24 protein-coding genes and 1 other annotated feature are annotated in these 24476 nt (G+C 56.4%); of the genes, 18 read left to right on the plus strand and 6 right to left on the minus strand.

Annotated features, from left to right (window positions below; all coding sequences use genetic code 11):
• Positions 1 to 16: 16 nt before the first annotated feature.
• From VA597_RS06165 to VA597_RS06195, 7 genes are all read left to right on the plus strand, one after another.
• Complete coding sequence (locus VA597_RS06165; protein ID WP_326975536.1) at positions 17 to 2374, plus strand: cellulose biosynthesis cyclic di-GMP-binding regulatory protein BcsB; 2358 nt, start codon at positions 17 to 19, stop codon at positions 2372 to 2374.
• Positions 2375 to 2410: 36 nt separating this feature from the next.
• Positions 2411 to 3697, plus strand: a complete 1287-nt coding sequence (locus tag VA597_RS06170) for a sugar phosphate nucleotidyltransferase (RefSeq protein ID WP_326975669.1) — start codon at positions 2411 to 2413, stop codon at positions 3695 to 3697.
• 429 nt (positions 3698 to 4126) lie between these two features.
• On the plus strand, positions 4127 to 6121 hold the full coding sequence (glgB, locus tag VA597_RS06175; protein ID WP_128741933.1) for a 1,4-alpha-glucan branching protein GlgB: 1995 nt from the start codon (positions 4127 to 4129) through the stop codon (positions 6119 to 6121).
• Between the two features lies 1 nt (position 6122).
• The gene (locus tag VA597_RS06180; protein WP_128741934.1) at positions 6123 to 7358 is read left to right on the plus strand and encodes a glucose-1-phosphate adenylyltransferase; all 1236 of its coding nucleotides are present in this window, start codon (positions 6123 to 6125) and stop codon (positions 7356 to 7358) included.
• Entirely contained in the window at positions 7345 to 8457 is a 1113-nt protein-coding gene (glgD, locus tag VA597_RS06185) for a glucose-1-phosphate adenylyltransferase subunit GlgD (protein WP_128741935.1), read from the plus strand. Before VA597_RS06180 ends, glgD begins: the two co-directional genes overlap by 14 nt.
• A 39-nt stretch (positions 8458 to 8496) precedes the next feature.
• Positions 8497 to 9924, plus strand: coding sequence for a glycogen synthase GlgA (gene glgA, locus VA597_RS06190; RefSeq protein ID WP_128741936.1), 1428 nt, complete (start codon positions 8497 to 8499; stop codon positions 9922 to 9924).
• A 27-nt stretch (positions 9925 to 9951) separates the two neighbouring features.
• The gene (locus VA597_RS06195) at positions 9952 to 11223 is read left to right on the plus strand and encodes a glycoside hydrolase family 3 protein (RefSeq protein ID WP_128741937.1); all 1272 of its coding nucleotides are present in this window, start codon (positions 9952 to 9954) and stop codon (positions 11221 to 11223) included.
• A gap of 106 nt (positions 11224 to 11329) precedes the next feature.
• Here VA597_RS06195 and VA597_RS06200 read toward each other — a convergent pair whose 3' ends face one another.
• Positions 11330 to 12034 carry a helix-turn-helix domain-containing protein gene (locus VA597_RS06200; RefSeq protein ID WP_326975537.1) on the minus strand — a complete coding sequence of 235 codons (705 nt, stop codon included), beginning with the start codon at positions 12032 to 12034 and terminating at the stop codon, positions 11330 to 11332.
• 153 nt (positions 12035 to 12187) lie between these two features.
• On the opposite strand from VA597_RS06200, the gene VA597_RS06205 reads away from it, so the two are divergent.
• Together VA597_RS06205 and VA597_RS06210 are read left to right on the plus strand one after the other, a co-directional pair.
• A complete protein-coding gene (locus tag VA597_RS06205) occupies positions 12188 to 12931 on the plus strand; it encodes a histidine phosphatase family protein (RefSeq protein WP_128741939.1) in 744 nt (247 codons plus the stop codon).
• Complete coding sequence (locus VA597_RS06210) at positions 12928 to 13821, plus strand: carbon-nitrogen hydrolase family protein (protein WP_128741940.1); 894 nt, start codon at positions 12928 to 12930, stop codon at positions 13819 to 13821. The genes VA597_RS06205 and VA597_RS06210 overlap by 4 nt, the downstream gene beginning before the upstream one ends.
• 73 nt (positions 13822 to 13894) lie before the next feature.
• On the opposite strand, the gene VA597_RS06215 is transcribed toward VA597_RS06210, so the two are convergent.
• Entirely contained in the window at positions 13895 to 14383 is a 489-nt protein-coding gene (locus VA597_RS06215; protein ID WP_128741941.1) for a deoxycytidylate deaminase, read from the minus strand.
• Positions 14384 to 14477: 94 nt separating this feature from the next.
• Here VA597_RS06215 and rsmA point away from each other — a divergent pair, with 94 nt between their 5' ends.
• Both rsmA and VA597_RS06225 read left to right on the plus strand, forming a co-directional pair.
• Positions 14478 to 15344, plus strand: coding sequence for a 16S rRNA (adenine(1518)-N(6)/adenine(1519)-N(6))-dimethyltransferase RsmA (rsmA, locus tag VA597_RS06220; protein WP_326975538.1), 867 nt, complete (start codon positions 14478 to 14480; stop codon positions 15342 to 15344).
• On the plus strand, positions 15334 to 15615 hold the full coding sequence (locus VA597_RS06225; protein ID WP_128741943.1) for a hypothetical protein: 282 nt from the start codon (positions 15334 to 15336) through the stop codon (positions 15613 to 15615). The genes rsmA and VA597_RS06225 overlap by 11 nt, the downstream gene beginning before the upstream one ends.
• 73 nt (positions 15616 to 15688) lie before the next feature.
• Here the strand turns inward: VA597_RS06225 and VA597_RS06230 are convergent, their stop codons facing one another.
• From VA597_RS06230 to VA597_RS06245, 4 genes are all read right to left on the minus strand, one after another.
• Complete coding sequence (locus VA597_RS06230) at positions 15689 to 16864, minus strand: homocysteine S-methyltransferase family protein (protein ID WP_128741944.1); 1176 nt, start codon at positions 16862 to 16864, stop codon at positions 15689 to 15691.
• Positions 16865 to 16897: 33 nt separating this feature from the next.
• Complete coding sequence (gene argS, locus VA597_RS06235; protein ID WP_128741945.1) at positions 16898 to 18592, minus strand: arginine--tRNA ligase; 1695 nt, start codon at positions 18590 to 18592, stop codon at positions 16898 to 16900.
• Complete coding sequence (locus VA597_RS06240; RefSeq protein WP_128741946.1) at positions 18564 to 19025, minus strand: DUF1934 domain-containing protein; 462 nt, start codon at positions 19023 to 19025, stop codon at positions 18564 to 18566. The genes argS and VA597_RS06240 overlap by 29 nt, the downstream gene beginning before the upstream one ends.
• A 77-nt stretch (positions 19026 to 19102) precedes the next feature.
• Positions 19103 to 20170, minus strand: a complete 1068-nt coding sequence (locus VA597_RS06245) for a D-alanine--D-alanine ligase family protein (protein WP_128741947.1) — start codon at positions 20168 to 20170, stop codon at positions 19103 to 19105.
• Between the two features lie 250 nt (positions 20171 to 20420).
• On the opposite strand from VA597_RS06245, the gene VA597_RS06250 reads away from it, so the two are divergent.
• The 7 genes from VA597_RS06250 (at position 20421) to rplJ (ending at position 24473) form a co-directional block, all read left to right on the plus strand.
• Positions 20421 to 21212 (plus strand): DUF7674 family protein, encoded by a 792-nt coding sequence (locus tag VA597_RS06250; RefSeq protein ID WP_128741948.1) that lies wholly within the window; start codon positions 20421 to 20423, stop codon positions 21210 to 21212.
• Between the two features lie 225 nt (positions 21213 to 21437).
• Positions 21438 to 21587 carry a 50S ribosomal protein L33 gene (gene rpmG, locus VA597_RS06255; protein ID WP_128741949.1) on the plus strand — a complete coding sequence of 50 codons (150 nt, stop codon included), beginning with the start codon at positions 21438 to 21440 and terminating at the stop codon, positions 21585 to 21587.
• Between the two features lie 25 nt (positions 21588 to 21612).
• Entirely contained in the window at positions 21613 to 21849 is a 237-nt protein-coding gene (secE, locus tag VA597_RS06260) for a preprotein translocase subunit SecE (protein WP_128741950.1), read from the plus strand.
• Between the two features lie 51 nt (positions 21850 to 21900).
• Complete coding sequence (nusG, locus tag VA597_RS06265; protein ID WP_128741951.1) at positions 21901 to 22422, plus strand: transcription termination/antitermination protein NusG; 522 nt, start codon at positions 21901 to 21903, stop codon at positions 22420 to 22422.
• Positions 22423 to 22534: 112 nt separating this feature from the next.
• Positions 22535 to 22960 carry a 50S ribosomal protein L11 gene (rplK, locus tag VA597_RS06270; RefSeq protein ID WP_128741952.1) on the plus strand — a complete coding sequence of 142 codons (426 nt, stop codon included), beginning with the start codon at positions 22535 to 22537 and terminating at the stop codon, positions 22958 to 22960.
• 62 nt (positions 22961 to 23022) lie between these two features.
• Positions 23023 to 23718 (plus strand): 50S ribosomal protein L1, encoded by a 696-nt coding sequence (rplA, locus tag VA597_RS06275; protein WP_128741953.1) that lies wholly within the window; start codon positions 23023 to 23025, stop codon positions 23716 to 23718.
• A 41-nt stretch (positions 23719 to 23759) separates the two neighbouring features.
• Positions 23760 to 23899, plus strand: a sequence feature (ribosomal protein L10 leader region).
• Positions 23900 to 23930: 31 nt separating this feature from the next.
• Positions 23931 to 24473, plus strand: a complete 543-nt coding sequence (gene rplJ / locus VA597_RS06280; protein WP_128741954.1) for a 50S ribosomal protein L10 — start codon at positions 23931 to 23933, stop codon at positions 24471 to 24473.
• Positions 24474 to 24476 lie beyond the last annotated feature (3 nt).

The raw sequence follows: 24476 nt of genomic DNA on the forward strand, positions 1-24476 counted from the left end.
GGTTGCTCTATTTCTGTTGTTTTCGGTTCTGGCCGCCGGGCCCGCGCAGGATGTTTTTGCGGCGTCCCAGGAGCCACTGAAATCGGCTTCTTCCATGTCCGAGGCGGACCGGCAGGCGGCGGCTCAGAAACAGGAGCAGGAACGCCTGACTACGGCTGCGGACGCTGCAAAACGGAAAGCGGATCAGCTTGTTGCCGAGGGAAAACTGAATCGTCTGAACAGCGACTATGTCGATGTTCAACTCTTTGCACAAACCGTACACCTGAGCATGCCGAAAAACACGGCTTCCTTCTGGTTTAGCATTCCGAAGGGGACGTCGTTAAAAGACGGCTGTTCGCTGAATCTTGACGTCACGATTTCCACCACGCTGATCGATAACCGTTCCAGTATCTCTCTGGCGGTCAACGGTACAACGCTTGAGACAAAATGGATTTATGACGTCGTGAAAAACCAGACCGCATGGTGGAAGGTAAATGTGCCCGTCAGCCTGCTGAAGACGGACGGCAGCGCCAACGATCTGACGATTACCACGACGCAGCGCTCCATTGAGGGCGACTGCGCGGACATCGACAATCCTTCGAACTGGGTAAGATTCGACCCGGACTCCTACTTACATCTTGCCGTCGGGAGCTATGCGGAACCGTCCCTCGGGAATCTCTACTCTTATTTCTACGACAATCTGGACGACAGCAACGGCATTCAGAACGAATTCATTCTTCCGCGGTCCCCGGATGCTGCCGTGATTTCAAAGATGCTCAAGGTTTCTTCCGCGATCGGTGCAAACAGCCGGTGGAAAAATCTTCTGAATTTCAAGGTGTCGGAATTATCTCCGTCCGACTCGTCGATCCGTAATAAAATCTATCTCGGCCTGGTGCAGAATTGGACGGGGAACGGGAATCTGACTCTGCCGGGCGCGCTTGCCGAGGAGGAGGGCTTTCTTTCGGTCAAAGGAAACAGCGCGCTGATTACCGGGCGAAGTGAGACCGGACTGCAGAAAGCAGCGGATTTTTTCTCGGGTTCCGCTTATCTCAACAGGATTGATGCAAAAAGCCTGGTTGTCAAATCGGAGATTCCGAATTCCTCCGTGCAGCTCAAACCGAACGACACCGGCTACTATACGCTGAAAGATTTCGGCTACAGCGACATCAATCTGGCCGGGGCGTTCCATCAGAGTACGACTTTGACGCTGACGCAGCCAAGCGGGGTGAAAAGCGGAACGGCCTCTTATGTCAACGTGAAATTCCGCCATTCAAAGGCTCTTTCCACCGATGCGTCGTTGCTGACGGTCTACCTGAACGACGTGGCCTACGGCAGCGCCAGACTCAACAGCTCAAATGCGGACGGAGGCTCGATCAAGATCAAGATTCCGGACGATGTGCTGCAGCAGGAAGCAATCAGCTTGAAAATCGACGTCTACAACTACCTCGGGAAGATCGACTGTTCAAAGGATTGGTACGACACGGCCTGGACGGTGATCGACAAGGCCAGCGAGGTCTATTTTGAACCTGGCAACAACGGTGTTGCGCCGACGCTTGCCAATTTCCCGACCTTCAGCATGTTTACAACGGATGACGCAACGGGAATCATGATGATTGCGCCGGGATATTCCAATACGGAAATGCTTTCTCTCATGAGCCTGCTCTCCGGAAAAGCCGGACAGAACAGCGGAAACGTATTCAATTTTTCGGTAAGTGATTCTTTCGACAAGCTGACCGACCAGGATCGGAAGAAAAATATGATTCTCGTCGGTTCCTACGATCAGCTGAAACTGCCTCAGGAGGTCTCCTCGGCACTGGGCGTGGCGCCCGAAGGGGGAGACACGTTCCGAATCTCCAAAGATCTGCCCATTACCCCGGAAACGCTTCAGAACAAGACTTTGATCCAGGTAATCCGCTCCCCCTGGAACTTTTACAAGAAAATTTATGTTGTCACATATGACAAATCCATGCAGAAAAACCTGATCGCATTTTTGAGTGACAAAACGCTTTCCGGTCAGCTTTCTGATGAGATCAGCGTAGTCAATGCGGACGGCGAAGTAACGAGCTACCCGCTTGGTGCCGATACGGGCGTGTCCTCAGGGGTCCCGCTTTCCTGGGAGCGGGCGAAATATCTGGTCGAAAAGTGGACCGGGATCCCACTCTGGGCCATGGCCGTTATCCTTCTGCTTGTCGTGATCTGCCTGATCCTTTTGATCCGGCTGTCCAGAAATAAAAAGCGGTTTCAGAAAAATGCGGAGAAAATGCGCAAGAGCATTGAGAAGGATTCGTCCGCGGAGGACGTGTCAGCTCCCCCTGCGGACCGCTTGCCGGACCTTCCGGATGCACCGGCAGAGGAACAGGAAAAGGGGAAAAAGGGCCCGAACCATTTTAGATGATGAGACCCGAATATGAGAACAGATAGGGGAGAGATGATGTATACCGTCCTGCTTTCCGGCGGTTCCGGGAAAAGGCTGTGGCCCATTTCCGGTCCTATGCGGTCCAAACAATATTTGATGTTTCTGAAAGACAGCCGGACCGGCGAACCCTGTTCGATGGTCCAGCGCGTATGGGCCCAGCTTGAAAAGGCAAATCTTGCAGGGAACTGTATCGTTTGCGCGGACAGAACGCAGAAAGAGCTTCTCCGCAAACAGCTTGGCGGCGTCCGGATTTCGGAGGAGCCGGAGGGGCGCGACACCTTTCCTGCGGTGGCTCTTTCCTGCGCGTACCTGAAAAGCAGGCTGCACGCGAAAGACGACGACATCGCCTGCATTTTGCCAGTCGACCCATATGCGGAGCAGGCGTTTTTCGAGTCCCTGAAACTCCTGCCGTCCGTGCTGGAAAGCAGCGGCGCTTCCATTGTGCTGATGGGCGTAAGGCCCTCCTCCCCCTCCGGCAAATACGGCTATATCGTCCCGCTGCTGTATGGGGACGGGTATTTCCGTGTACGGTGTTTTCAGGAAAAACCGGGGGAGGAACAGGCCCGGGATCTGATTGCGCGGGGGGCGCTCTGGAACTGCGGCGTGTTCTGCCTGAAGATAGGAACGGTCCTGAAAAAGCTCGCCGGATTGGGTCTGCCCGGGGATTACGACGAGTTGTACCGGGTATACGAAAAGCTGCCCGCCGTCAGCTTCGATTATGAGATTTTGGAAAAATCAAAGGATCTTGTGGCGGTGCCGTTCGACGGTATGTGGAAGGACCTCGGCACATGGGGCGCCTTCGCTGAAATCATGGAACAGCCTGCGCGGGGAGAGTGTTTCATCGATTCCTCCTGCAGCGGGGCGCGGGTCGTCAACGAAACGCAAATCCCCGTGGTGGCGCTCGGCCTGAAAGATCAGATGGTGGTCGCAAGCTATGACGGGATTCTGGTGACGGACAAAAACCACAGTTCGCGTCTCAAGCAGATTGTTTCCAACCTGCCGCCCCGGCCCGGACTGGAAGAGAGTTACTGGGGAGCCGCTGTGGTGCTGGACTACCGACCCGGAGAAAACGGTTACCTGGTTCGCCGGGTTCGAGTGCATGCAGGACAGAAATTCGGACCCAAATGCCGGGAAGGGCTGGGCGAAGTCTGGACGGTTCTTTCAGGAAGCGGAAGATTGGTATGCGGTGAAACGGAACGGAGGCTGCGGGCCGGCGATGCCGTACCGCTCTGCGGGGAGGAGCCGTATTCCCTGTCTGCGGACACGGAGCTCCTGTTTCTTCAGGCTCGGACCGGCGGTTGACGAATAGTATGGAATGCGGAAAATAGGTGGTTCCAATTTTGGATACGATTTTATATTTGAAGCGTATACAGAGCAGTATCGCCTTAGGCAGCAGAAGATGGCTGTCTAAGGCAGTCTTTTTGTCTATATCAAAAACAGCGTAAAAATAGTTCTTTGAGGGCAGTCTGAAAAAGCCGATGCTTTGGCGGCTGGAGCATGAAAAGTAAAATGTGGCGGAGAGAAAAGCGGGGATCAAACAGAAATCGACAGGCGGACTGTGCTAAGATAAAAACAGATTCGCTGTTACAAAAAATAATCAGGGAATTTTATAACAAAACAAACAAAAAAATAAAAAAATATATAAAAATAACTTTAATAATTACCAAATGCAACTTGATATTTTTCCGGATTGTGTTATGATAAAGACAAAAGTAAAGGGGGCCAAGCACCATGCAGAAGACAAAGATGCAGGAAGGCATGGACCCGTCTCTGACTGGGTTCCTGGAAGGGACAAACTTCAGAGTTTTTGATTACATGGGGGTGCATCAGTCCAGCCGCGGCGGCCGGAAAGGGATGCTGTGCCGCGTTTGGGCGCCGAATGCGATGGAAGTCTCCATTGTCGGTGATTTCGACCGCTGGCAGTCCGGGCACGATCCGATGGAGCCTGTCGGCGGGGGAGTGTGGGAGTGCTTCCTGACCGGGGTGTGGAATCGGTTCGATTCCTATAAGTTCTGCATTGTCACATCGGACGGCCGGAAGCTTTACAAAAGCGATCCCTATGCGTATCATTTCGAGTCCGGGGAAGGCAAAGCTTCCAAATATTACGATATCGAGGGATTTCCATGGAAAGACGGCGCATGGATGCGGCACAAAACGGCAAAACCGCATTACGAACAGCCCGTCAATGTCTATGAAATCCATCCGGGCTCCTGGAAGAGAAACGCTGCGGGCGGGGTCCTTTCCTATGACGAGCTGGCGGACAAGCTGGTGCCTTACCTGAAGAATATGGGCTACACGCATGTGGAGCTTATGCCGGTGACCGAGTATCCCTTTGAAGGTTCGTGGGGATATCAGGTGACCGGGTATTTTGCTCCGACCTGCCGGTACGGAGAGCCGAAGCAGTTCATGAGCTTTGTGGAAAAATGCCACGAGGCCGGCATCGGGGTGATCCTTGACTGGGTTCCCGGCCATTTCCCGAAGGATGAATTCGGGCTGGCGCGGTTCGACGGGACGCCCTGTTATGAATATGCGGATCCCCGAAAGGGAGAACATAAGGATTGGGGGACTCTTGTCTTTGACTATGGCCGCAGGGAGGTCGTCAGTTTCCTGATTTCGAGCGCGGTTTTCTGGCTGGAGAAATATCATGTAGACGGCATCCGGGTGGACGCGGTCGCGTCAATGCTTTATCTGGACTACAGCCGGAAAGAGGGGGAATGGATCCCGAACCAAAACGGAGGAAGGGAAAATCTGGAGGCCGTCGCATTCCTGCAAAAGCTGAATGAAGTCGTATTCGCCCTGTTTCCCAGCGTGATGATGATTGCGGAGGAATCGACCGCGTGGCCGATGGTATCCAGGCCGACCTACTCCGGAGGCCTCGGCTTCAACTACAAATGGAACATGGGCTGGATGAACGACATGCTGCACTACCTCACGCTGGATCCGGTTTACCGCCCTTTCAATCATGATAATCTCACATTCTCTTTTTTCTACGCTTTTTCGGAGAACTTTATTCTCCCTGTTTCCCACGACGAAGTCGTGCATGGGAAAAAGTCTCTGATTGAGAAGATGCCCGGGTCCTATGAACAGAAATTCGCGGGAGTGCGGGCGTTCCTGTGCTACATGATGGCGCACCCCGGCAAAAAGCTGATTTTCATGGGGACCGAGTTCAGCCAGTTCATTGAGTGGAACTATAAGCAGCAGTTGGACTGGGTGCTGCTGGATTACGAGCAGCACCGCAGGCAGCAGAATTTTTTTCGGGATCTGAACCATTTTTATCTGAATACGCCCGCCCTTTGGGAAATAGATTTTTCCTGGGAGGGTTTTTCGTGGATTTCCAATGACGACTACACGCAGAGCGTGATCGCGTTCCGCAGGATCGACAAATCGGGAAAGGAACTGATTGCGGTCTGCAATTTTCAGCCGGTCCGGCGGGACGATTACTGCATCGGCGCACCGGTTCCCGGCGTTTACGAGGAAGTGTTTTCCTCCGACGCGCTCAAGTACGGAGGCAGCGGCATCAGCAACGGTTCCTCCATCAGGAGCGTGAAAACGCCGATGCACGGCTGCGAGCAGTCGATCAGCCTGACGCTGCCGCCGCTTTCCGTCATTTATCTGAAATGCAAGCGGCGCAGAGCGAAATCCTCAAGCGGCTCATCCGGTCCGCTTGAGAGCGGGGGAAATCGGAAAACCGGCGGGTCTACGGCCGGAATCAAGGAGGAGAACTGACATGTTGCCGAAGCAACAGGTTGTGGCCATGCTGCTGGCGGGCGGCCAGGGAAGCAGGCTTGGAGTGCTGACAAGGAATCTGGCGAAACCCGCCGTTCCATACGGAGGGAAATACCGGATCATCGATTTTCCCTTGTCCAACTGCGTCAATTCCGGGATCGAGACCGTCGGCGTTCTGACGCAGTACCAGCCGATGATCCTGAACGAATACATAGGCAGCGGGCAGCCGTGGGATCTGGACAGCATGAACGCGGGAGTCCATGTGCTTCCGCCGTTCCAGCGCAGCCGCAGGTCCGACTGGTATAAAGGGACCGCAAACGCGATCTATCAGAATATTCCGTTTATCGAGCGCTACCATCCCGATTATGTGGTGGTCCTTTCCGGCGATCACATCTACAAAATGGATTATTCCCGGATGATCGCCTTCCACAAAGAGAAAGAAGCGGACTGCACGATCGCCACGATAGAAGTTCCCATGGAGGAGGCTTCCCGGTTCGGCATTCTCAATACGAACCCGGACGGCTCCGTCTATGAATTCGACGAAAAGCCGAAGAATCCGAAGAGCAATCAGGCTTCCATGGGCATTTATGTGTTCAACTGGGGCAAGCTCAGAAATTACCTGGAAGCGGACGAAGCGGACCCGAAATCTTCGAATGATTTCGGAAAGGACGTGCTGCCCGCCATGCTCGGCGCGGGCGAACGCATCTTTGCCTACCGGTTCGAAGGGTACTGGAAGGATGTCGGGACCATCGAAAGCCTTTGGGAGTCCAACATGGATCTGCTGGACCCGAACATCCCGCTGGACCTGAACGAGGAAAGCTGGAAGATCTACACCCGCAACCCCGTCATGCCGCCCCACTATATCGCGAAGGGCGCCCGCGTGCAGAACTCGCTTGTGGCGGAAGGCGGAAGCGTCTATGGGGAGATCGACTTCGCCGTCCTTTTTTCCGGTGTTACGATCGCTCCGGGCGCGGTGGTCCGCGACTCGATCATCATGCCGAACACCCGCGTGGAGGAGGGGGCCGTCGTTCAGTATGCCATTGTCGCAGAAGACTGCGTGATCGGCCGCGGGGCCAGGATCGGGGTCCGACCGGAAGATATCGTCGATAAGGACGAATGGGGCGTTGCAGTCGTCGGCAACGGGTGCGCTATTCCGCCGGGCGCCGTGATTGCGCCGAAGGCTATGGTCGACCCCGAGACATTCACGGAGGAGGCGGGAAAGAATGCGCGGAAATAATGTGCTTGGCCTGATTTTTTCCAACATTCACGAAGAGCAGCTCCGCGACCTGACCGAGCTCCGCACCATGGGCTCCGTGCCGTTTGGGGGGAGGTACCGCATGATCGACTTTCCCCTCTCCAACATGGTTAATTCCGGGATCAACAAGGTCGGCGTCATCACCAAAAGCAACTACCAGTCCCTGATGGACCATCTCGGTTCGGGAAAGGCGTGGGACCTTTCCCGGAAGAGGGAGGGCCTGTATATCCTGCCGCCGTTCGAAGACACGCGCATGGCCAACAACAGGATCGAATCGCTGGCTTCCATCAAGAGATTCCTGACTAATTCCAAAGAGGACCTGGTCCTGATTTCCGACTGCGACGTGATCTGTAATATCGACTATTCCGACGTGGTTTCCCTCCATCTCCAGAAGGACGCCGACATCACGATGGTCTGCCGCTTTGGGCCACTGCCTCAGAAGACCGCCGAGCCCGTCGTCCTTACGGCCGATCCGGAAGGCCGCGTCGTCGACCTTCTGATCGGCCCGCGCACGGACGGGGAATGCTGTTACGGAATGGGAATGATCCTGCTCGGGCGCGAGCTCCTGATCCGCCTGGTGGACGACTGCGTCAGCCGGAATCTGTACAGCTTCAAACGGGACCTGCTTCAGAGGAATCTCGGCTCGCTGCGGATGTATTCCTATGCATTCCGGGGATATGCGCAGATGATCTGCTCGCCCGTCTCCTATTTTGCGGCCAATATGGAACTGATGCAGCCGGATGTCCGGGCGCAGCTTTTCAACCCGGACCGCCCGGTTTACACCAAGGTGCGCGACGACATGCCGGCGAGGTACGGCCTTGGGTCCGAAGTCTCCAATTCCCTGATTGCCGACGGCTGCGTCATCGACGGCGAGGTGCGCGACAGCGTTCTCTTCCGGGGCGTGCGGGTCGGCAAGGGCGCCGTTGTGGAGAACTGCGTGATCCTTCAGGATGCACGGATTCGTCCGGGATGCAGGCTGAAATATGTCATTACGGACAAAGATGTCCTGATTCAGAATGACCGCTCTCTGCTCGGATTCGAGTCCTACCCGATTTTTATCAGCAAGGGCAGCGTCGTGTGACGCTTTCAGAGTCACGATTTCACGCAAGGGGGTATTTCAATGAAGGTACTGTACTGTACGAGCGAAGCAATCCCGTTTGCTTCGACGGGCGGGCTGGCGGAGGTCGCCGGTTCGCTGCCGCAGGCGCTGAGGCTCCGCCTGATCGGCTGCCGCGTGGTGATGCCTCTGTATGAGGACGTTCCGAAAGAACTTCGCGACGGTATGAAATTTCTCACCAGCCTGTCCGTGCCGGTCGCTTGGAGGAGACAATACTGTGGCGTTTTTGAAACGCATGTCGGAGGCGTGATCTTTTACCTGATCGACAACCAGTATTATTTCAAGCGGCACGGCCTTTACGGGCACTTTGACGACGCGGAGCGCTTCGCGTTTTTTTCCCGCGCCGTGCTGGAGATGCTGCCGTATCTCGATTTTAAGCCGGATGTCATTCACGTGAACGACTGGCAGACGGCTCTGGTTCCGGTTTATTACAGCACGTTTTACGCGGACGCCGACTGGTTCCGGGGGATCAAAACGGTTCTGACCATCCACAATATCCAGTATCAGGGAAAATACGGAGAAGAGCTGCTGGAGGATGTCCTCGGCCTGCCGAAGAGCAGTCTGCCGGTTCTCCAGTTCGGCGAATGCGTCAATTTCCTCAAAGGCGCCATTGAATGCGCCAACCGCGTGACGACCGTCAGCCCGACCTACGCCTCGGAAATCCTCGACCCGTGGTATTCCCATGGGCTGGACAGTATCCTGAGGGAGCGCAAGTGGAAGCTCTCCGGCATACTGAACGGGATCGACACCGCGGTTTACAATCCGGAGACGGACCCGGACATCTATTCGAATTATTCGGCGGGCGATCCGTCGGGCAAAGCGGAAAACAAGACGGAACTGCAAAAGCGGCTGAATCTTGCGGTTTCAGGGGAGACGCCGCTGATTGGGATGGTGACCCGCATGGTCTCCCACAAGGGGTTGGACCTGGTCCGCGACTCGTTGGACAGTCTGCTGAATTCAACGGACTGCCAGTTTGTCATTCTCGGCTCCGGCGACTGGGAGTACGAAACGTTTTTCCGGGAGCTCCAGGGGCGTTTCTCCGGCCGTGTGTGCGCCTGCTTTGGCTTTGTGCCGGAACTTTCCCACAAGATCTACGCGGCGAGCGACATTTTCCTGATGCCGTCCAGGAGCGAGCCCTGCGGCCTTTCCCAGATGATCGCGCTGCGTTACGGGTCGGTTCCGGTGGTCAGGGAGACCGGCGGCCTGAAGGATTCCGTCACCGACAGCGGAGACGGGGAGGGCAACGGCTTTACCTTTCAGAATTACGACGGGGAAGACATGCTCCATGCCTTAGGCCGCGCGGTTCAGGGGTACAGGAACCGCGAAGGCTGGGAGATCCTGGTGCGCCGAGGGATGGAATGCGATTACAGCTGGGGCCACTCCGCGAATGAATATATCCGGCTGTACCGCAGTCTGTTGAAAAACGGCTGATTTATCCAGCGGCGGGAGGGGAAAGCAATGGGGGGTCCACCGAAAAATAACCGCGGCATGCTGAAGAAAACCGCTCTTTTTCTGCTGCTTTTTCTTTGTGCGGGCGCCGCGGCGTTCGGATTTTACCGGATCGCCGACAAAGTCCTGGACCAAATGTTTCCCCCGGCCGGAGAGATCGCGGCGTCCAGTTCTTATGCCGATTTGTCACCGGAGTCCCCGCAAATTTCCGCAGTGCTGTCTTCCTCGTCCGGGCCGGAAGCCTACAAGCCGGTGGAGGGACTGTTTGAAGGTTACGGCGCAGCGGCGCAGCGACGCCTTGACAGGATGACGACGAGGGAAAAGGTGGGGCAGGTGTTTCTGCTTACCTGCCCCGCGACCGCGGCGGTCAAAACAATCGACGATTACCAGCCGTGCGGATATTGCCTGACCGCCAGGGACTTTGAGGGGAAAACCGCCGGTCAGGTCCGTAAAACGCTCGCTTCCTACCAGAACTCCAGCAAAATCAAAATGATCCTGTGCTGTGACGAAGAGGGCGGAACGGTCGTGCGCATCAGCAAATATCCCGCTCTTTCCGCGCAGAAGTTCCGTTCTCCGCAGGATGTCTTCCGTCAGGGCGGCATGAATGGGATCGCGCAGGATACCGTTAAAAAGGCTCAGATGATGAAATCTTTGGGCCTGAACATGAATCTGGCGCCGGTCTGTGACGTTTCCGTCAACCCTTCCGACTTTATATACGCGCGGTCGTTCGGCCGGAGCGCGGAACAGACGGCGGAATTTGTCACCGCTTCGGTCAAGGCTTACGGGGAGCAGAGCCTTTCCTGTGCGCTCAAGCACTTTCCGGGGTATGGCAACAACGCGGACACCCACACCGGAGTCGCGAGGGACAAGCGCGGCTATCAGACCTTCCAGCAGTATGATTTCCTCCCGTTCCAGGCCGGGATTCAGGCGGGCGCCCCCTGCGTGATGGTCTCCCACAATATCGTCGAGTGCATGGATTCCACGAATCCCGCGTCGCTTTCGCCGCAGGTCCACCGGATTCTGAGAGACACGCTCGGCTTTTCCGGCGTCGTGATGACGGACGATCTCTCCATGAAAGGAGTCGCCGACTTCCTAAACGGGAAGAATGCGGCTGTGGCCGCTTTTGGGGCGGGAAACGACCTCCTGCTGACACCGGATTTCAAAGACAGCTTCAACGCTCTGTACGCGGCTGTGGAGAACGGAACGGTCAGCGCGGAGCGGCTGGACGAATCCGTGCGGCGCATTCTTGCCTGGAAGTACAGCATGGGTCTGCTGTCCTGAGAAAAGCGCCGGAAATCGAATCGGCCGGAGTGTAACCCACTCCGGCCGATTCGATTCCTAATCTGACTTTTTTTCATTTGCAAACGGCTCTTGCCGTGTTATAATCTTATTTAGACTGCTTTTTTACTCCCATCCGCAGTTCTGAGTTCTGGATCAGGTTGAAGAGCGAAGAGGCGAACAGCGGGTATTCCATAGACAGTTTTTCGGGGGAAAGGGAGGGCAGCGCGTTCTTGTCGACGCCCTCCATGGATTCGACCCTGTCTCCTGAAATCAGGCATTCCGCGTTGGAAAGAGAGATCTGCTGCGCCGCGGCGGAGCGGCCGGAGCTGAGTTTCAGAGGGACGGAGAAAAGCCCCTGGGGATTCTTGGAATTGGCGGAATAAAGCATGCGGAAAATTTTGTATACGGAAAGGCTGAGAAAAGCGGAGATTTCCGTTGTCAGCGCCTTGTTTCCACATTTCTGAAGAATGCCGAAAATGACGTTCAGAGAATTGGCGATCAGCTTTTTATTCAAAACGGGCAGCAGGCTTCCGCGCATGGTGTTCTCCTTGCCCGCCGCGTCCGGTTCGGGAATATCTTCCACCGAGATCGTAGCGCCGCTGCGGTGCGGAGTCCGGCCCAGCAGATAGTCGCAGGATACGTTGTAGTAGTCGGCCGCGCGAACGACAAAATCGAGGCCGCATTCCCGGATTCCCTTTTCATAATGGGAGAGCAGCGCCTGGGAAACGCCGAGGTCCCCGGCGGCCTTTTTCTGGCTGTAGCCGCGTTCCTTGCGAAGCAAGGTGATAATTCTTGCAAAATTGTTGTTCATTTGATTATCCCCTGTCGAATCCTGTTTAATAAACGCAAAGTAAAGTATACAATAGATATAACATTTTGTAAAGCCGCTAGATATCGTGCCAGGCCGGACGAACCGTTCCGTATCTTGGGCGAACGCGGCTGGAAAGTTCCAAAGGAGTATTTTATGAAATCCTACACCGTTCATTTCATCCGTCACGGGACGACAGAAGGCAACGAACAGGGCCGTTATATCGGCTCGACGGACCTCGCGCTTTCCCCGGGGGGCGCGGAACATTTGCACGCGCTGGGGAAAAAGCATTCCTATCCGACGGCTCAGGTGTATCTTTGCAGCCCGATGCGCCGCTGCACGGAAACCATGGGCATTTTATATCCGGAAGCCAAACCGACTCTGATTTCCGGTCTGCGGGAGTGTGACTTCGGCGACTGGGAAGGAAAGACAGCCGGAGAAATTGCCGGGGAGGACGGCCGTTTCCGCAGGTGGATCGCCGGGGACGGAGAGCCGGTCACGCCGCCGAACGGGGAGGATGGCTCCGCTTTTGCGCAGCGGGTCTGCGCGGCGTTTGAGAAGATTGTAGAGGACCTGATGCGCTCCGGGACAACCTCCACGGTGATTGTCACGCACGGCGGGGTGGTCATGTCCATTCTCGCCGCCTACGGTCTGCCGCGGGCGAAATTCTACGACTGGATGTCCGAGCCGGGATGCGGGTATTCAATGAGGATCATTCCGGGCCTTTGGATGCGGTCCAGAGTCGGGGAAGTCTTTTCGGAGATTCCGGTCCGTCCCAAACAGGACGGGGAAGGCGGCGAAAGAATTCTGATCGACCTTGCACGGGAGGCGGCAGACCGCGCGTTCGGCGAAAAGGAGAGGAAAACAGGCGGAGCCGGGAACGGGAGGGAACCAAAATGAACCGTGACGTGCTGACCGTATCCGTTGTTACGATGAACGCGGCGTGGGGAGACAAAGTTCGCAATTTGAATCGGATCAAGGGGTATATCGAGTGCGCAGGCAAGCGCGGCTCCGATCTGATCGTTCTGCCGGAGATGGCGCTGACGGGGTATGACGACGTGCCGGAGACACCGATCGACCAAAAAATGCAGGCTCGTCTGGCGGAAACGATTCCGGGACCGGCAACGGACGAAATCGCGGAGCTGACAAAGCGATATGGAATCTACGCATTCCTTGGAATGCCGGAATGCGCGCCGGAGGGACTTTACAACTCCATGGCGGTTTTTTCACCGGAGGGGCTGTGCGCCGTCTATCGAAAAATGCATCTCCCGCCGCCGGAACCGAACTGGGCCCTGCGGGGCGAAAAGCCGGTGCTGGTGGAAACGCCCTGGGGTCCGGTCGGTGTTTCCATCTGCTACGATTCTTATTACTTTCCGGAACTGATGCGCTATTATGTTGCAAAGGGAGCAAGACTGGTCGTCAACTGCACGGCCCACGCCCACTGCCATGGACGTTATCTGGCAAAGGCTTCGCTGGAGGTTGGTTCCGTGGTGAATGGAATCTTCATCGCCTCATCGAATCTTGGCGGGCCGGACCTGACGAACTGGTTCTGGGGAGGAAGCAGTATCGTCGGTCCTTCCAGAAACAAAAGAGAGCCGCATTACTATGCGGGAATCCCATTTTATGAAGACGGCTGCGACGAGGAGGCAATGTACACCGCTACGATCGATCTCAGCCTCGCGACACGGTTCCTCGTGCAGGAAAACGGGGCGGGGGAGACGGACTTTAGGCCGGACGTTTACAGCAGAATGTATTCCGAGCTGGCACAGATGCCCCCGTTCAGAAAATAAGATCAGGCGCCGCAGGGCAAAAAAGAGAGCCCGGCGCCTTTTGAATGCGGCGCGGGCCCGGTTTTGTCTTGCTTCAGTATCCGAATTTACCTGAGAGAGATTCGTCTTTTTCCACCCAGTCCTGGACGTCCGTCACGGTAAAATCAGTGGGATTGTTTCTTGCGACGATCCGGGTGATACCCGCATTGATGATCATCCGCTTGCACAGCGAGCAGGGGGCCGGGTCAGGCACGTAGGAACCGGAACCGGCCTCCCGGCCGACCAGGTACAGCGTGGCGCCGATCATGTCCCTGCGCGGCGCGCTGATGATCGCGTTCATTTCCGCGTGGACGGAACGGCAGAGCTCATAGCGTTCGCCGCGCGGGACTTTCAGCGATTCCCTTACGCAGACGCCGAGGTCGATGCAGTTCTTCCGTCCGCGCGGCGCGCCGGTGTATCCGGTGGAAACAATCTCGTCGTTCTTGACGATAATTGCTCCAAAGTTGCGCCTCAGGCAGGTTCCCCGTTCCAGAACGGTTTCCGCGATATCAAGATAGTAATTTGCCTTGTCGGTGCGTTTCATCAAATAAACCTCCCAATCAGTCACGGGAATGCATTTTATCGAATCAGGCGGGTAACGGCAACGCCTGAAAAAAGCAATTGGAGGATCGACAATCATGGAACTGACGGACCTTGCAACCATCCGGGCCGTCTTGAAACGGCATGGCTTCCGCTTTTCTAAATCCCTGGGGCAGAATTTTCTGACCGACCCCTCCGTCTGCCCGCGCATGGCGCTTGCATGCGGCGCGGACGAGTCAAAGGGAGTGCTGGAAATCGGCCCTGGGTTCGGCGTGCTGACCAAGGAGCTTTCCGAGCGGGCCGGCAGGGTCGTCGCGGTGGAACTGGACGAAAGCCTGCTGCCCGTCCTCGGGGAAACGCTGGACTCCTGCCGGAATGTGGAAGTCGTCCCCGGAGATGTCCTGAAGCTGGATCTTGCGGGGCTGCTGAAAGAGAAATTCGGCGGAATGGAAACCGCGGTTTGCGCAAATCTGCCGTATTACATCACGTCGCCTGTTTTGATGCGCTTTCTGGAGGAGCGGCTGCCGGTCGCTTCCTTGACCCTCATGGTGCAGAAGGAGGCGGCGCGGCGCCTGTGCGCGCCGCCGGGCAGCAGGGACTGCGGAGCGGTGAGCGTCGCGGTCAGCTATTACGCAAGGCCGAAGATCCTGTTCGAGGTGCCGCGGACCTCGTTCTATCCGCAGCCGAATGTGGATTCGGCGGTCATCCGGCTGGACGTGCTTCCGGAGCCTTCCGTCAGGGTCAAAAATGAAAAAGCATTTTTTGCGCTTGTGCGCGCGGCGTTCGGCAAACGGCGCAAAACGGTTTTAAACTCCATTTCATCCGGGCTTGGACTCGAAAAAAGCGAAATACTCACAGCGCTTGAGCGCGCCGCCGTTGCGCCGAGCGCGAGGGCGGAACAGCTTTCCATCGGGCAGTTTGCCGAATTGTCCAACAGACTGGAGGAACTGAAAAATGAGCAATGAAAGACTCGCCATGCTGTTTTTTGATATCGGGCTTGTCCTCGCGATGATCTCCATGGTCATCGGGCCGTTTGGAATCACAAACTGGGCGTTGACCACCGGGGTCGTCGCCTGCTTTTTTGGGATTGCTTCGCTTTGCCTCGGCTTTTTAAACTGGGACGACTGGATGCGTCCGGAGCATTCGGACGGGACATCCCTGCAACCCTCCGGGCGGGACGCGGCTGAAACGGACATGGCCGACAGCCGGGATGATCCTTTTCCTCATTCGCTTTAAGCATGGTTCGCGTCTGCGGTTTCGCTCCGGAGCCGGATGGCGGGACGAAGGTGCAGCGGTACGCTGCTGACGATCAGTAAAGAATTGCGCCGTATTTTGCCGCCAGCGGTTCGAGAGTTTCCCGCTCGATTTGGCAGTTGGAGTCAATGATCAGCCGCCCTTGAAAATACCGCAGGGCGGCGTCCAGGACGGTCGGGCTGTCGGCGTGGACCGCGATCGGCAGCCTGGTCATGCCCCCGGCCTCGCCGAGCAGAGCCGCGTCATCCATCCCGGTCACGTCGACCAGCGCGGCGGTGACCTGCTCGTCGTCCAGATCGATCAGGTCGTCGGCGAGAGAACTTGTGCAGCGGATCGGTTCGCTGAGAACAATATCGTCGCCGAGGAAAAAAGCTTCCTGCTCAATGGCTGCGGCATCGCAGTCCGGCTCTTCCGGCAGAACCGGAGGGCCGAACTTTTTCATGACCTCCGCCAGGGCTTTCACATGCTCCGGTCCGGCGCCGATGCCCGTGCCCAGAATTCTCACGCCGGCCTCCAGAAACGGAACGGCGGCTCCGGCCAGTTCCACCGGGGTCAGATCGTCGGGTCTCAGCCGGACGGCGAACGGGACTGCGGCGTGCTGCCGTGCCCGCCGGAACTCCTCCGCCAGCTCCGGTTCCGCGGCGCAGCTGAGGCCCACCGCGTCCGCTCCCATGGCCTGCAGGGTGATCAGCGCCGGCAGAAGGCTTCCGCCGGTCATCGTCCGACCGTCGGAGTCGACGGAGATCAGCACGATGACGGGAAGCCCGGTTGTGCGTGCGGCGAGCAGGGCGGCCCGCAGGTCCGAAAGGGAGTGCAGACCGTCCAGAAGAAGAAAATCGGCGCCGGCTTCGTCCAGAGACCGGATCTGTTCCCGGTAGCCGTCGTAGATGTCGTCGAAGTCGGCTTCGCCGTGCGGCGGGACGAAAAGGCCGCTGGGGCCTACCGCTCCGCCGACGGGAATTCCCACGGTTCCGGCGGCGTCTTTCGCAATTTTGACAAGCTGCCGGTTCAGCCCTGGAATGTCGCGGTGCGGCAGACAGAAGCGATTCGCACAGAGCGTCGGCGCGCAGAGAGTCCGGACCCCGGCGGAAAGGGACCTGCGCAGCAGGTTCCCGGCCGGACCGGGGTGTTCGGCGAGCCACAATTCGGGCTCCGCGCCGGACGGCAGCCCGGCGGCGTGAAAATCGGGAATCGGGTCCAGAAGAAGCGGGAGCCGGTCAAGGTAGTCCATTCTTGTTTGTTTACACCTGCATTTCCAAACGGCTCACATGCTTTCGGGAGCCGTGATTTTAAACATCGAGAGCACGTTGCGCAGAACCGTGGCGGTCGCGCGGCACAGAAGGAGCCGCGCCGCAGTCAGGCTCTCCGCCTCGCCCTTGACTCTGCGGGCGTTATAAAATTTGTGGAACAGCGTCGCAAGCTCGATCACGTATCTCGTGATCCGAGCGGGATCGTAGTTCTGTGCGGCGGCGATGATTTCCGAGGTGAAGGAGGCGATATGGCGGATCAGCTCGATTTCCTCAGGGGAATTGAGCAGAGCCAGCTCCTCCTCCGTGCAGTCGCGGGGGAAAATGCCCTCCGCAGCAAGATTTTTCAGAATGCTGCAGATCCGCGCGTGTGCGTACTGAACGTAATAAACCGGGTTCTGGGAATCCTGCTGCACGGCGAGGTCCAAATCGAATTCCATCTGGGAGGTGGCCTCGCGCAGATTGAAGTAGAACCGGGCCGCGTCCACGGGAACTTCGTCCAGAAGATCGGCGAGTCCGATGGCCTTGCCGGTGCGCTTGCTCATGCGCACGACCTCGCCGCCGCGGACCAGCCGGACCAACTGGATCAGGACGACGTCCAGCTTGCTCCCGTCGAGCCCGATGGCGTCCATCGCGCCCTTCATCCGGGCGACGTGGCCGTGATGGTCCGCGCCCCACACGTCGATGACGCGGGAAAAGCCGCGCTTCGCAAACTTATTGCGGTGGTAGGCGATGTCGGCGGCGAAATAGGTCGGGTTTCCGTTCTGGCGGACCAGGACCTCATCCTTTTCCGCGCCGAGCGCGGTCGCACGGTACCAGAGCGCGCCGTCCTTTTCGTAGGTCATGCCGCGTTCTTTCAGGATGTCGATGGTTTCCGTGAGCTCGCCGTCCTCGTGGATGGTGCTTTCGCGGAACCAGACGTCATAAAGGATGCGGTATTTTTCCAGGTCGGTCTTCATCTTGTCGATGTTTTTCGGCAGGGCAAAGCCGACCAGCGCCATGCGGCGCTCGGCGGAGTCCGATTTCACGTAGCGGTCCCCGTTTTGTTCGGCGAACTGCTGCGCGCGGTCGCGGATGTCGTCGCCCTGGTAGCCGTCCTCCGGAAATTCAACGGCGTCTTCGCCGAGATAAATCTGCAGATAACGCGCTTCCAGCGAAGCGCCGAATTTGTCGATCTGGTTTCCCGCGTCGTTGACGTAAAATTCGCGCGTGACGTCGTATCCGGCCGCATCCAGGACGGAGGCGAGGCAGTCGCCCAGCGCGCCGCCGCGGGCGTTGCCCATGTGCATCGGCCCGGTCGGATTGGCGGAAACAAACTCCACCATGATCTTTTCTTTTTTCCCGAAATCACTGCGGCCATAGCTGTCTCCGCAGGCGATCACGTCCTTCAGCACGTCGGTGTAGAAGCCGGGCCGGAAAAAGAAATTCAGAAAACCGGGCCCCGCAATTTCGGAGCGGCCGAAATAAGTGCCGGAAAGATCGATCTTTTCCGCGATGGTTTGGGCGATTTTCCGCGGGGGCAAGTGAAAACTTTTCGCGCCGGCCATGGCGGCGTTGGTCGCCCAGTCGCCGTGCGCGCGGTCGGCCGGGACCTCGACGGTAAATTCCGGCAGGGGAGCTTCCGGCAGGGAGCCGTCTTTGACCGCTTTCTCCATAGCGGTCCGGATCGCGTCTCTCAGTTGTTCAGTTGCCTGCAGCGCTAATTTGGACATCCTTGTTGTTTGCCTCCTTGATGGTGATGAAAATCTCGTTCTGACTCGAAAGGCTGGAATTGATGTCCAGCGTGTAGCTGACCTCCAGTTTCCCGCCCAGGTCGTTGAGTTCGGACTGAACCCGGCTGGTGAAGACGCCGATCATCATGTTGCCGAATTCAGTGTCGTACTGGCACAGGTGGCGCTTGCCGCGCTCCAGGATCAGGCGGGTGCTGTCCTCGCCGCCGCGCATCAGCGTCACTTTGTTTCCCCCGTCAATTTTCAGAATGGAGGTGCGCGTCCTGTTTTTGTCCTCCGAAGTATATTCTTTGTAGACAATATACCGGCTGTCGCCCCTCCGGACATAGGTGCCGAAGGTTGTCAGCTCCACTTCGCCCGTTTCATCGTCCACTCTCTGGCGGCCTTTGATCGAGATCAGATAATTCTCCTGCATTCCAGCACTCCTAATAAATATGTTGTGATATGCTTCCGGCGCGGATTCCGGGAGGCGGCGCCGGATAACAAGTGGAATTAAGCTTTTTCCAGAGCCAGGTCGATCAGTCGGTCCAACAGCCCGCCGTAGGGAAGGCCGGAGGCCTCCCAGAGCTTTGGGTACATGCTGATCGGAGTAAAGCCGGGAATGGTGTTCAGCTCATTGAGAAGGATCTCCGTATGGTTGCGCACAAAAAAGTCCACGCGGGCGAATCCGCGGCAGCCCAGCGTGCGGTAAGCTCTGACGGCGATGGAGCGCATTTCCTCCGAAACCTCTTCGGACAGGTGTGCCGGAATGTACAGCTTCGATTTGCCGGACTTGTATTTGTCGTCGTAATCGTAAAACGCGGCTGACGCGGCGATTTCTCCCACCATGGGAGCGGCCTCGGCCGCGTCGTTGCCCAGGACCGCGCATTCGACCTCCTGGCCGATCACGGCTTCCTCCACCAGGATCTTTTCCCCTTCGGTGGCTGCAAGCCGGATGGCGGCGTCCAGTTCCTCTTCGCTGCTGACGCGGCTGACGCCCACGGAAGACCCGGAGCCGGCCGGCTTGACAAAGACCGGATATCCGAGCCTCGCCCCGATTTTGATGCGGACCTTTTCAGGATGTTCCAGATAGCGCGGATAATAGAACCAGAGATACTGTGCCTGCCTGATGCCGACGCCGGCCAGAAGCGTGTGGGTGACCGCCTTATCCATGCAGAGGGCGGAACTCAGGGTCCCGCAGCCGACGAACGGCAGGCCGGAGAGCTGCAGAAGGCCCTGTATGGTGCCGTCTTCTCCATTTTTGCCGTGAAGCACCGGGAAAACGCAGTCGACCGGCAAAATTTCAGTCTGATCCCTGCCGACGACGACGATCCCGCCGACGCTCCGGTCCGGGGACAGAAAAGCGGGACGATTCCGTTCGTCTTTTTCCCATTTGCCGTCCGGGATGGAATCCGTCGGACCTTCGTACAGGAACCACCGCCCGTCTTTGGTAATTCCGATGCGGTAAATCTCATATCTGTCCTCGGAAAGATTGTTTATAACGGAATACGCGGAAACGCGGGATACCTCGTGTTCTGGGGAACAGCCGCCGAACAGGACGGCGATTTTTTTTCGATTCATTGTTAACCTCCTTGCAGCGTCCGCTTGTGGAAGTGCGGAGCAGCGTAATGGAAGCGGGCTTTTTGAAAACAGAATACTACAAATACATATGATAGCACAACGCCGCTCCGCACGCAATTGCCTATTTGGGGAAATCTTCGGCCCGTAAAATTGTATGGTGACAAAAAAATGTTTATGTAGTATAATCTAGTATAATTACTGTCTTTAGACAGAAAATGGAACGGAACGTTTTAAGATTCGGGAGTGAACCATGATGGATCAGAAAGTATTTGAAATGGTGGCGGGCGGCGTGGAAGCCGCGCTGAACGGGCAGGGATACCGCCGGGCGGAAAACAAGGCGCAGGAAGACGGGCGGGAAGTTTATCTTCTTGGGGAATCGGTTGCCTACAGCGTCCTGTACCAGGAAAGCGCCAAACGCTTTGTTCTCCGGACCTGCGAAATGGACGGCGAAGAGCCGGACGGCAAGTGGAAATCCCTTTCCACATGGCTTTATGACCCGGATACCGATACTCCGGCTCAGGCGCAGAGCATTGCCGATGATTTTACTGAGACTCTGACCGGGCCGAAACAGACGGCGGCGGCCAAGGCGCGTAAGAAACGCAAGAAGGACGACGACAATAACGCCGACCCTGTATTCTTTTTCAACCGTTTTGTCGGCCTGTTTCCGGAACTGAAGGAGGAGCTGAACGCGGAACGATCGGTTTACGGTGATGTCCGCGCGGTCACGTTTGCCAGGGAGCGGCTCCTGCCGAAAATCAATGCCCTTGTGAACAACCCGGCTGAAAAGGACCGGACCGCACGATGCTGCCAGCTGCTGAACGACCTTTATCTCGCCGGGGATATGGACGTCCGCTCCATCATTACCATTGTGATCCTGAACGGAATCGAAGGCGGGTCGGCCGTCGAAACCGTCCGTTCCCAACTGGGAGAAGACCTGCTGAAAAGCTATAAGGCGGGCCTGAAGATGAAGGGCAAAAAAGTAAAACCGGAGAAAAAGCAGAAAAAGAAAAAGTTTATGGCGGATACTCTGCTCAACCGCTGACTTGTTTCCACAGGGCGCTTTTTACAGGCGTCCTGCGGGCCCTGACAGGAAAATTCCGTTAAATCAAGAAAATCCTGCGAAAAAACTTGACAGGGAAACGACTGTGTGCTATGATGTTTATACCTCGATAAAGGGGTTATTTTTTTGTGCCCGTTTATTTTGAGGGAGGCCGAAGCCCTTTTCATAGGGCTGAAAAATTTTTTCCGTACAGCGGGAGGTGCCGTCATGAGGACCAAGGTAACGTTAGCCTGCACAGAATGCAAACAGCGCAATTACAACACCATGAAGAACAAGAAAAATGATCCGGACAGGCTTGAGATGACCAAGTACTGCAGGTTCTGCAGGAAACATACGCTTCACAGAGAAACGAAGTAATCCGGACGGAGGGACAAAAGAAATTATGGCCGATAAAAGTGAAAAGAAAGAAAACTTTTTTGCCAGAACAGGGAAAAGCGTCTCCAAATTCTTTCGCGAAACGAAAAGCGAAGCCAAGAAGATGGTCTGGCCCACTCCTCGCTCCGTATTCAAGAACACCGGCGTCGTTCTGGCCACCATTATCGTCATTGGACTGTTTGTTTTCGGGCTGGATACGCTGCTGGTCAACCTGCTCGGGCTGATTATGAATGTCGCGGGCTGATGGAAGGACGTCGCAAAGTAAAAGTAATGAAAAGAAGCGGAGGGGTTTTCTTTGCCAGAGGAAGCTAAGTGGTATGTGGTTCATACTTATTCCGGCTATGAAAACAAGGTAGCCTCCAATCTTGAAAAAACGGTGGAGAACCGCCAGCTTCACGACCTGATCCAGCAGATTCTGGTCCCGACCGAAACCGTCACCGAAATCAAGGATGACAAAAAGCGCGATGTGGAGCGGAAGATCTTCCCGGGCTACGTCCTTGTGAAGATGATCTTAACCGATGAATCCTGGTATGTGGTGCGGAATATCCGCGGCTGCACGGGATTCGTGGGGCCCTCCTCCAAACCGATTCCTCTGACGGACGAGGAAGTGGCGAGGCTTGGCGTTGAAAAGAAAGAGATTGAGGTTTCTTACGATGTCGGCGATTCCGTCCAGATTATCGACGGGCCCCTCGAAGGGTTTGTCGGCGTTGTGGAAGAGGTCGACAAGGAAAAGAACCGGGTCCGCGTCACGGTTTCAATGTTCGGACGCGAAACGCCGGTCGAGCTTGAGCTGAATCAGGCCCAGGCCATGGAATGATTTTATTTGGGTAATAAGCGGAGGAATCCGCTGTTATGAGGGGGCAGCGCCCCTGTGGGAGGGACGGCAGAGCCGTTCCGCCATCGACCACGAATTTTGGAGGTGCAGTAAAATGGCTCAGAAGGTTACGGGCTTTATCAAGCTCCAGATACCTGCCGGCAAAGCTACGCCGGCGCCGCCGGTGGGACCCGCGCTCGGTCAGCACGGCGTCAACATCATGGCGTTTACGAAGGAATTCAACGAGCGTACCAAAGGCGAGGCGGGAATGATTATTCCCGTGATTATCACGGTGTACGCCGACCGCTCGTTTACGTTTATCACTAAAACGCCGCCGGCCGCGGTCCTGATCAAAAAGGCATGCGGAATTGAAAAGGCTTCCGGTCAGCCGAACAAAACCAAGGTGGCGAAAATTACCCGTGAACAGATCCGCAAGATCGCTGAAACCAAAATGCCCGACCTGAACGCGGCTTCCATTGAAACGGCCATGAGCATGGTCGCCGGAACCGCGCGCAGCATGGGCGTGGAAGTCGCGGACTGAATGAAAGCCCGGGTGGGAGGAAACAGGAATCCGATTTTACCACTTCACAGGGAGGATAACCAATGAAACACGGAAAAAAATACAACAACAGCGCAAAGCTGATTGACCGTTCCAGCCTTTACGAAACCGCCGAGGCTCTTGATCTTTGCGTCAAGACCGGCACGGCGAAATTCGATGAAAGCGTCGAAGTCCACGTCAAGCTCGGCGTGGACAGCCGCCATGCGGACCAGCAGGTCCGCGGCGCCATCGTCCTTCCGAACGGAACAGGCAAGACCGTCCGCGTTCTCGCGCTGTGCAAAGGCGACGCGGCGAAGGAGGCCGAAGCGGCCGGGGCCGATTACGTCGGCGCGGAGGAATATGTTCAGAAAATCCAGAGTGAGAACTGGATGGATTTCGACGTTCTGGTCACTACGCCCGATATGATGGGTCAGGTCGGCCGCCTTGGTAAAATTCTCGGCCCGCGCGGCCTGATGCCGAACCCGAAGGCAGGCACCGTGACGCGCGAAATCGGCAAGGCCATCAATGAGGCCAAAGCCGGCAAGATCGAGTACCGCCTCGACAAATCCAATATTATTCACTGTGTCATCGGCAAGGTTTCGTTCGGCGGGGATAAGCTGCGCGAAAACTTCGATGCTCTGCTCGGCGCGATCGTCAAGGCAAAGCCGGCCGCGGCAAAAGGGCAGTATATCAGGTCCTGCGTTGTCGCGTCCACGATGGGACCCGGCGTCAAGATTAACCCGAACAAATTCGGCGCTTAATTTAGTTGACATTTACTGCTTTTTCTGTTATAATAATCAAAACAATAGTTTTTCTTTATTCAAAGACAGCAGGCGCTGTACGCTTAATGGATTTTCCAGCCTGCCGAGAATAAGGTTCGATATGCATTTGTGTGTTGAAAGCCTTTTCTGCGGCAGCGGAAAAGGCTTTTTACGTTCTGCGCGGAAACTGAACCAAACGGAGGTGAATTTGTTTGCCAAGTGAAAAGATTCTTGAAGAAAAGAAGAAGGCTGTGGCTCAGCTTTCCGACAGCCTGAAAGCGGCCCGGACGGGCGTGATCGTCAGCTATAAAGGAATCACGGTGGAGGCCGATACGAAGCTCCGCAAGGAACTGCGCGAATCCGGCTGCCAGTACAAGGTTGTGAAAAACACCCTTTTGCGTCTGGCGCTGAAGGACGCGGGAATAGCGGGGCTCGACGATGTCCTGGAGGGGACGACCGCTCTGGCCGTCGATCCGGACGATTATGTCGCTCCTGCCAAGATTCTTGCGGGATATGCCAGTGCCGATAAAAGCGAAACCTTTCAGATCAAGGCGGGCTTTATTGACGGAAAAGCCGCAACCGCGGACGAGATCAAGACTCTTGCGTCCCTGCCCCCGAAGGAGCAGCTGGTCGCACAGGCTCTCAGCGGCCTGAACGCGCCGATTACCGGTTTTGTCACCGTTCTCAGCGGAACGATCAAGGGATTGGTGGTTGCCCTGAACGCAATTGCCGAAAAACAGCAGGCATCCGCTTGAGTT

This window comes from Caproicibacter sp. BJN0012 (assembly GCF_035986805.1).
GTDB lineage: Bacteria > Bacillota > Clostridia > Oscillospirales > Acutalibacteraceae > Caproicibacter.

Excerpts from the sequence above, each read along its gene's own strand:
- VA597_RS06250 (WP_128741948.1), top strand. The coding sequence starts at position 20,421 with ATGATGGATCAGAAAGTATTTGAAATGGTGGCGGGCGGCGTGGAAGCC.
- argS (WP_128741945.1), bottom strand. The coding sequence starts at position 18,592 with ATGTCCAAATTAGCGCTGCAGGCAACTGAACAACTGAGAGACGCGATC.
- VA597_RS06210 (WP_128741940.1), top strand. The coding sequence starts at position 12,928 with ATGAACCGTGACGTGCTGACCGTATCCGTTGTTACGATGAACGCGGCG.
- rplA (WP_128741953.1), top strand. The coding sequence starts at position 23,023 with ATGAAACACGGAAAAAAATACAACAACAGCGCAAAGCTGATTGACCGT.
- secE (WP_128741950.1), top strand. The coding sequence starts at position 21,613 with ATGGCCGATAAAAGTGAAAAGAAAGAAAACTTTTTTGCCAGAACAGGG.
- VA597_RS06205 (WP_128741939.1), top strand. The coding sequence starts at position 12,188 with ATGAAATCCTACACCGTTCATTTCATCCGTCACGGGACGACAGAAGGC.
- glgA (WP_128741936.1), top strand. The coding sequence starts at position 8,497 with ATGAAGGTACTGTACTGTACGAGCGAAGCAATCCCGTTTGCTTCGACG.
- VA597_RS06225 (WP_128741943.1), top strand. The coding sequence starts at position 15,334 with ATGAGCAATGAAAGACTCGCCATGCTGTTTTTTGATATCGGGCTTGTC.
- glgD (WP_128741935.1), top strand. The coding sequence starts at position 7,345 with ATGCGCGGAAATAATGTGCTTGGCCTGATTTTTTCCAACATTCACGAA.
- rplK (WP_128741952.1), top strand. The coding sequence starts at position 22,535 with ATGGCTCAGAAGGTTACGGGCTTTATCAAGCTCCAGATACCTGCCGGC.
- VA597_RS06195 (WP_128741937.1), top strand. The coding sequence starts at position 9,952 with ATGGGGGGTCCACCGAAAAATAACCGCGGCATGCTGAAGAAAACCGCT.
- VA597_RS06215 (WP_128741941.1), bottom strand. The coding sequence starts at position 14,383 with ATGAAACGCACCGACAAGGCAAATTACTATCTTGATATCGCGGAAACC.
- VA597_RS06240 (WP_128741946.1), bottom strand. The coding sequence starts at position 19,025 with ATGCAGGAGAATTATCTGATCTCGATCAAAGGCCGCCAGAGAGTGGAC.
- VA597_RS06230 (WP_128741944.1), bottom strand. The coding sequence starts at position 16,864 with ATGGACTACCTTGACCGGCTCCCGCTTCTTCTGGACCCGATTCCCGAT.
- rpmG (WP_128741949.1), top strand. The coding sequence starts at position 21,438 with ATGAGGACCAAGGTAACGTTAGCCTGCACAGAATGCAAACAGCGCAAT.
- rsmA (WP_326975538.1), top strand. The coding sequence starts at position 14,478 with ATGGAACTGACGGACCTTGCAACCATCCGGGCCGTCTTGAAACGGCAT.
- glgB (WP_128741933.1), top strand. The coding sequence starts at position 4,127 with ATGCAGAAGACAAAGATGCAGGAAGGCATGGACCCGTCTCTGACTGGG.
- VA597_RS06200 (WP_326975537.1), bottom strand. The coding sequence starts at position 12,034 with ATGAACAACAATTTTGCAAGAATTATCACCTTGCTTCGCAAGGAACGC.
- VA597_RS06245 (WP_128741947.1), bottom strand. The coding sequence starts at position 20,170 with ATGAATCGAAAAAAAATCGCCGTCCTGTTCGGCGGCTGTTCCCCAGAA.
- VA597_RS06170 (WP_326975669.1), top strand. The coding sequence starts at position 2,411 with ATGTATACCGTCCTGCTTTCCGGCGGTTCCGGGAAAAGGCTGTGGCCC.
- VA597_RS06180 (WP_128741934.1), top strand. The coding sequence starts at position 6,123 with ATGTTGCCGAAGCAACAGGTTGTGGCCATGCTGCTGGCGGGCGGCCAG.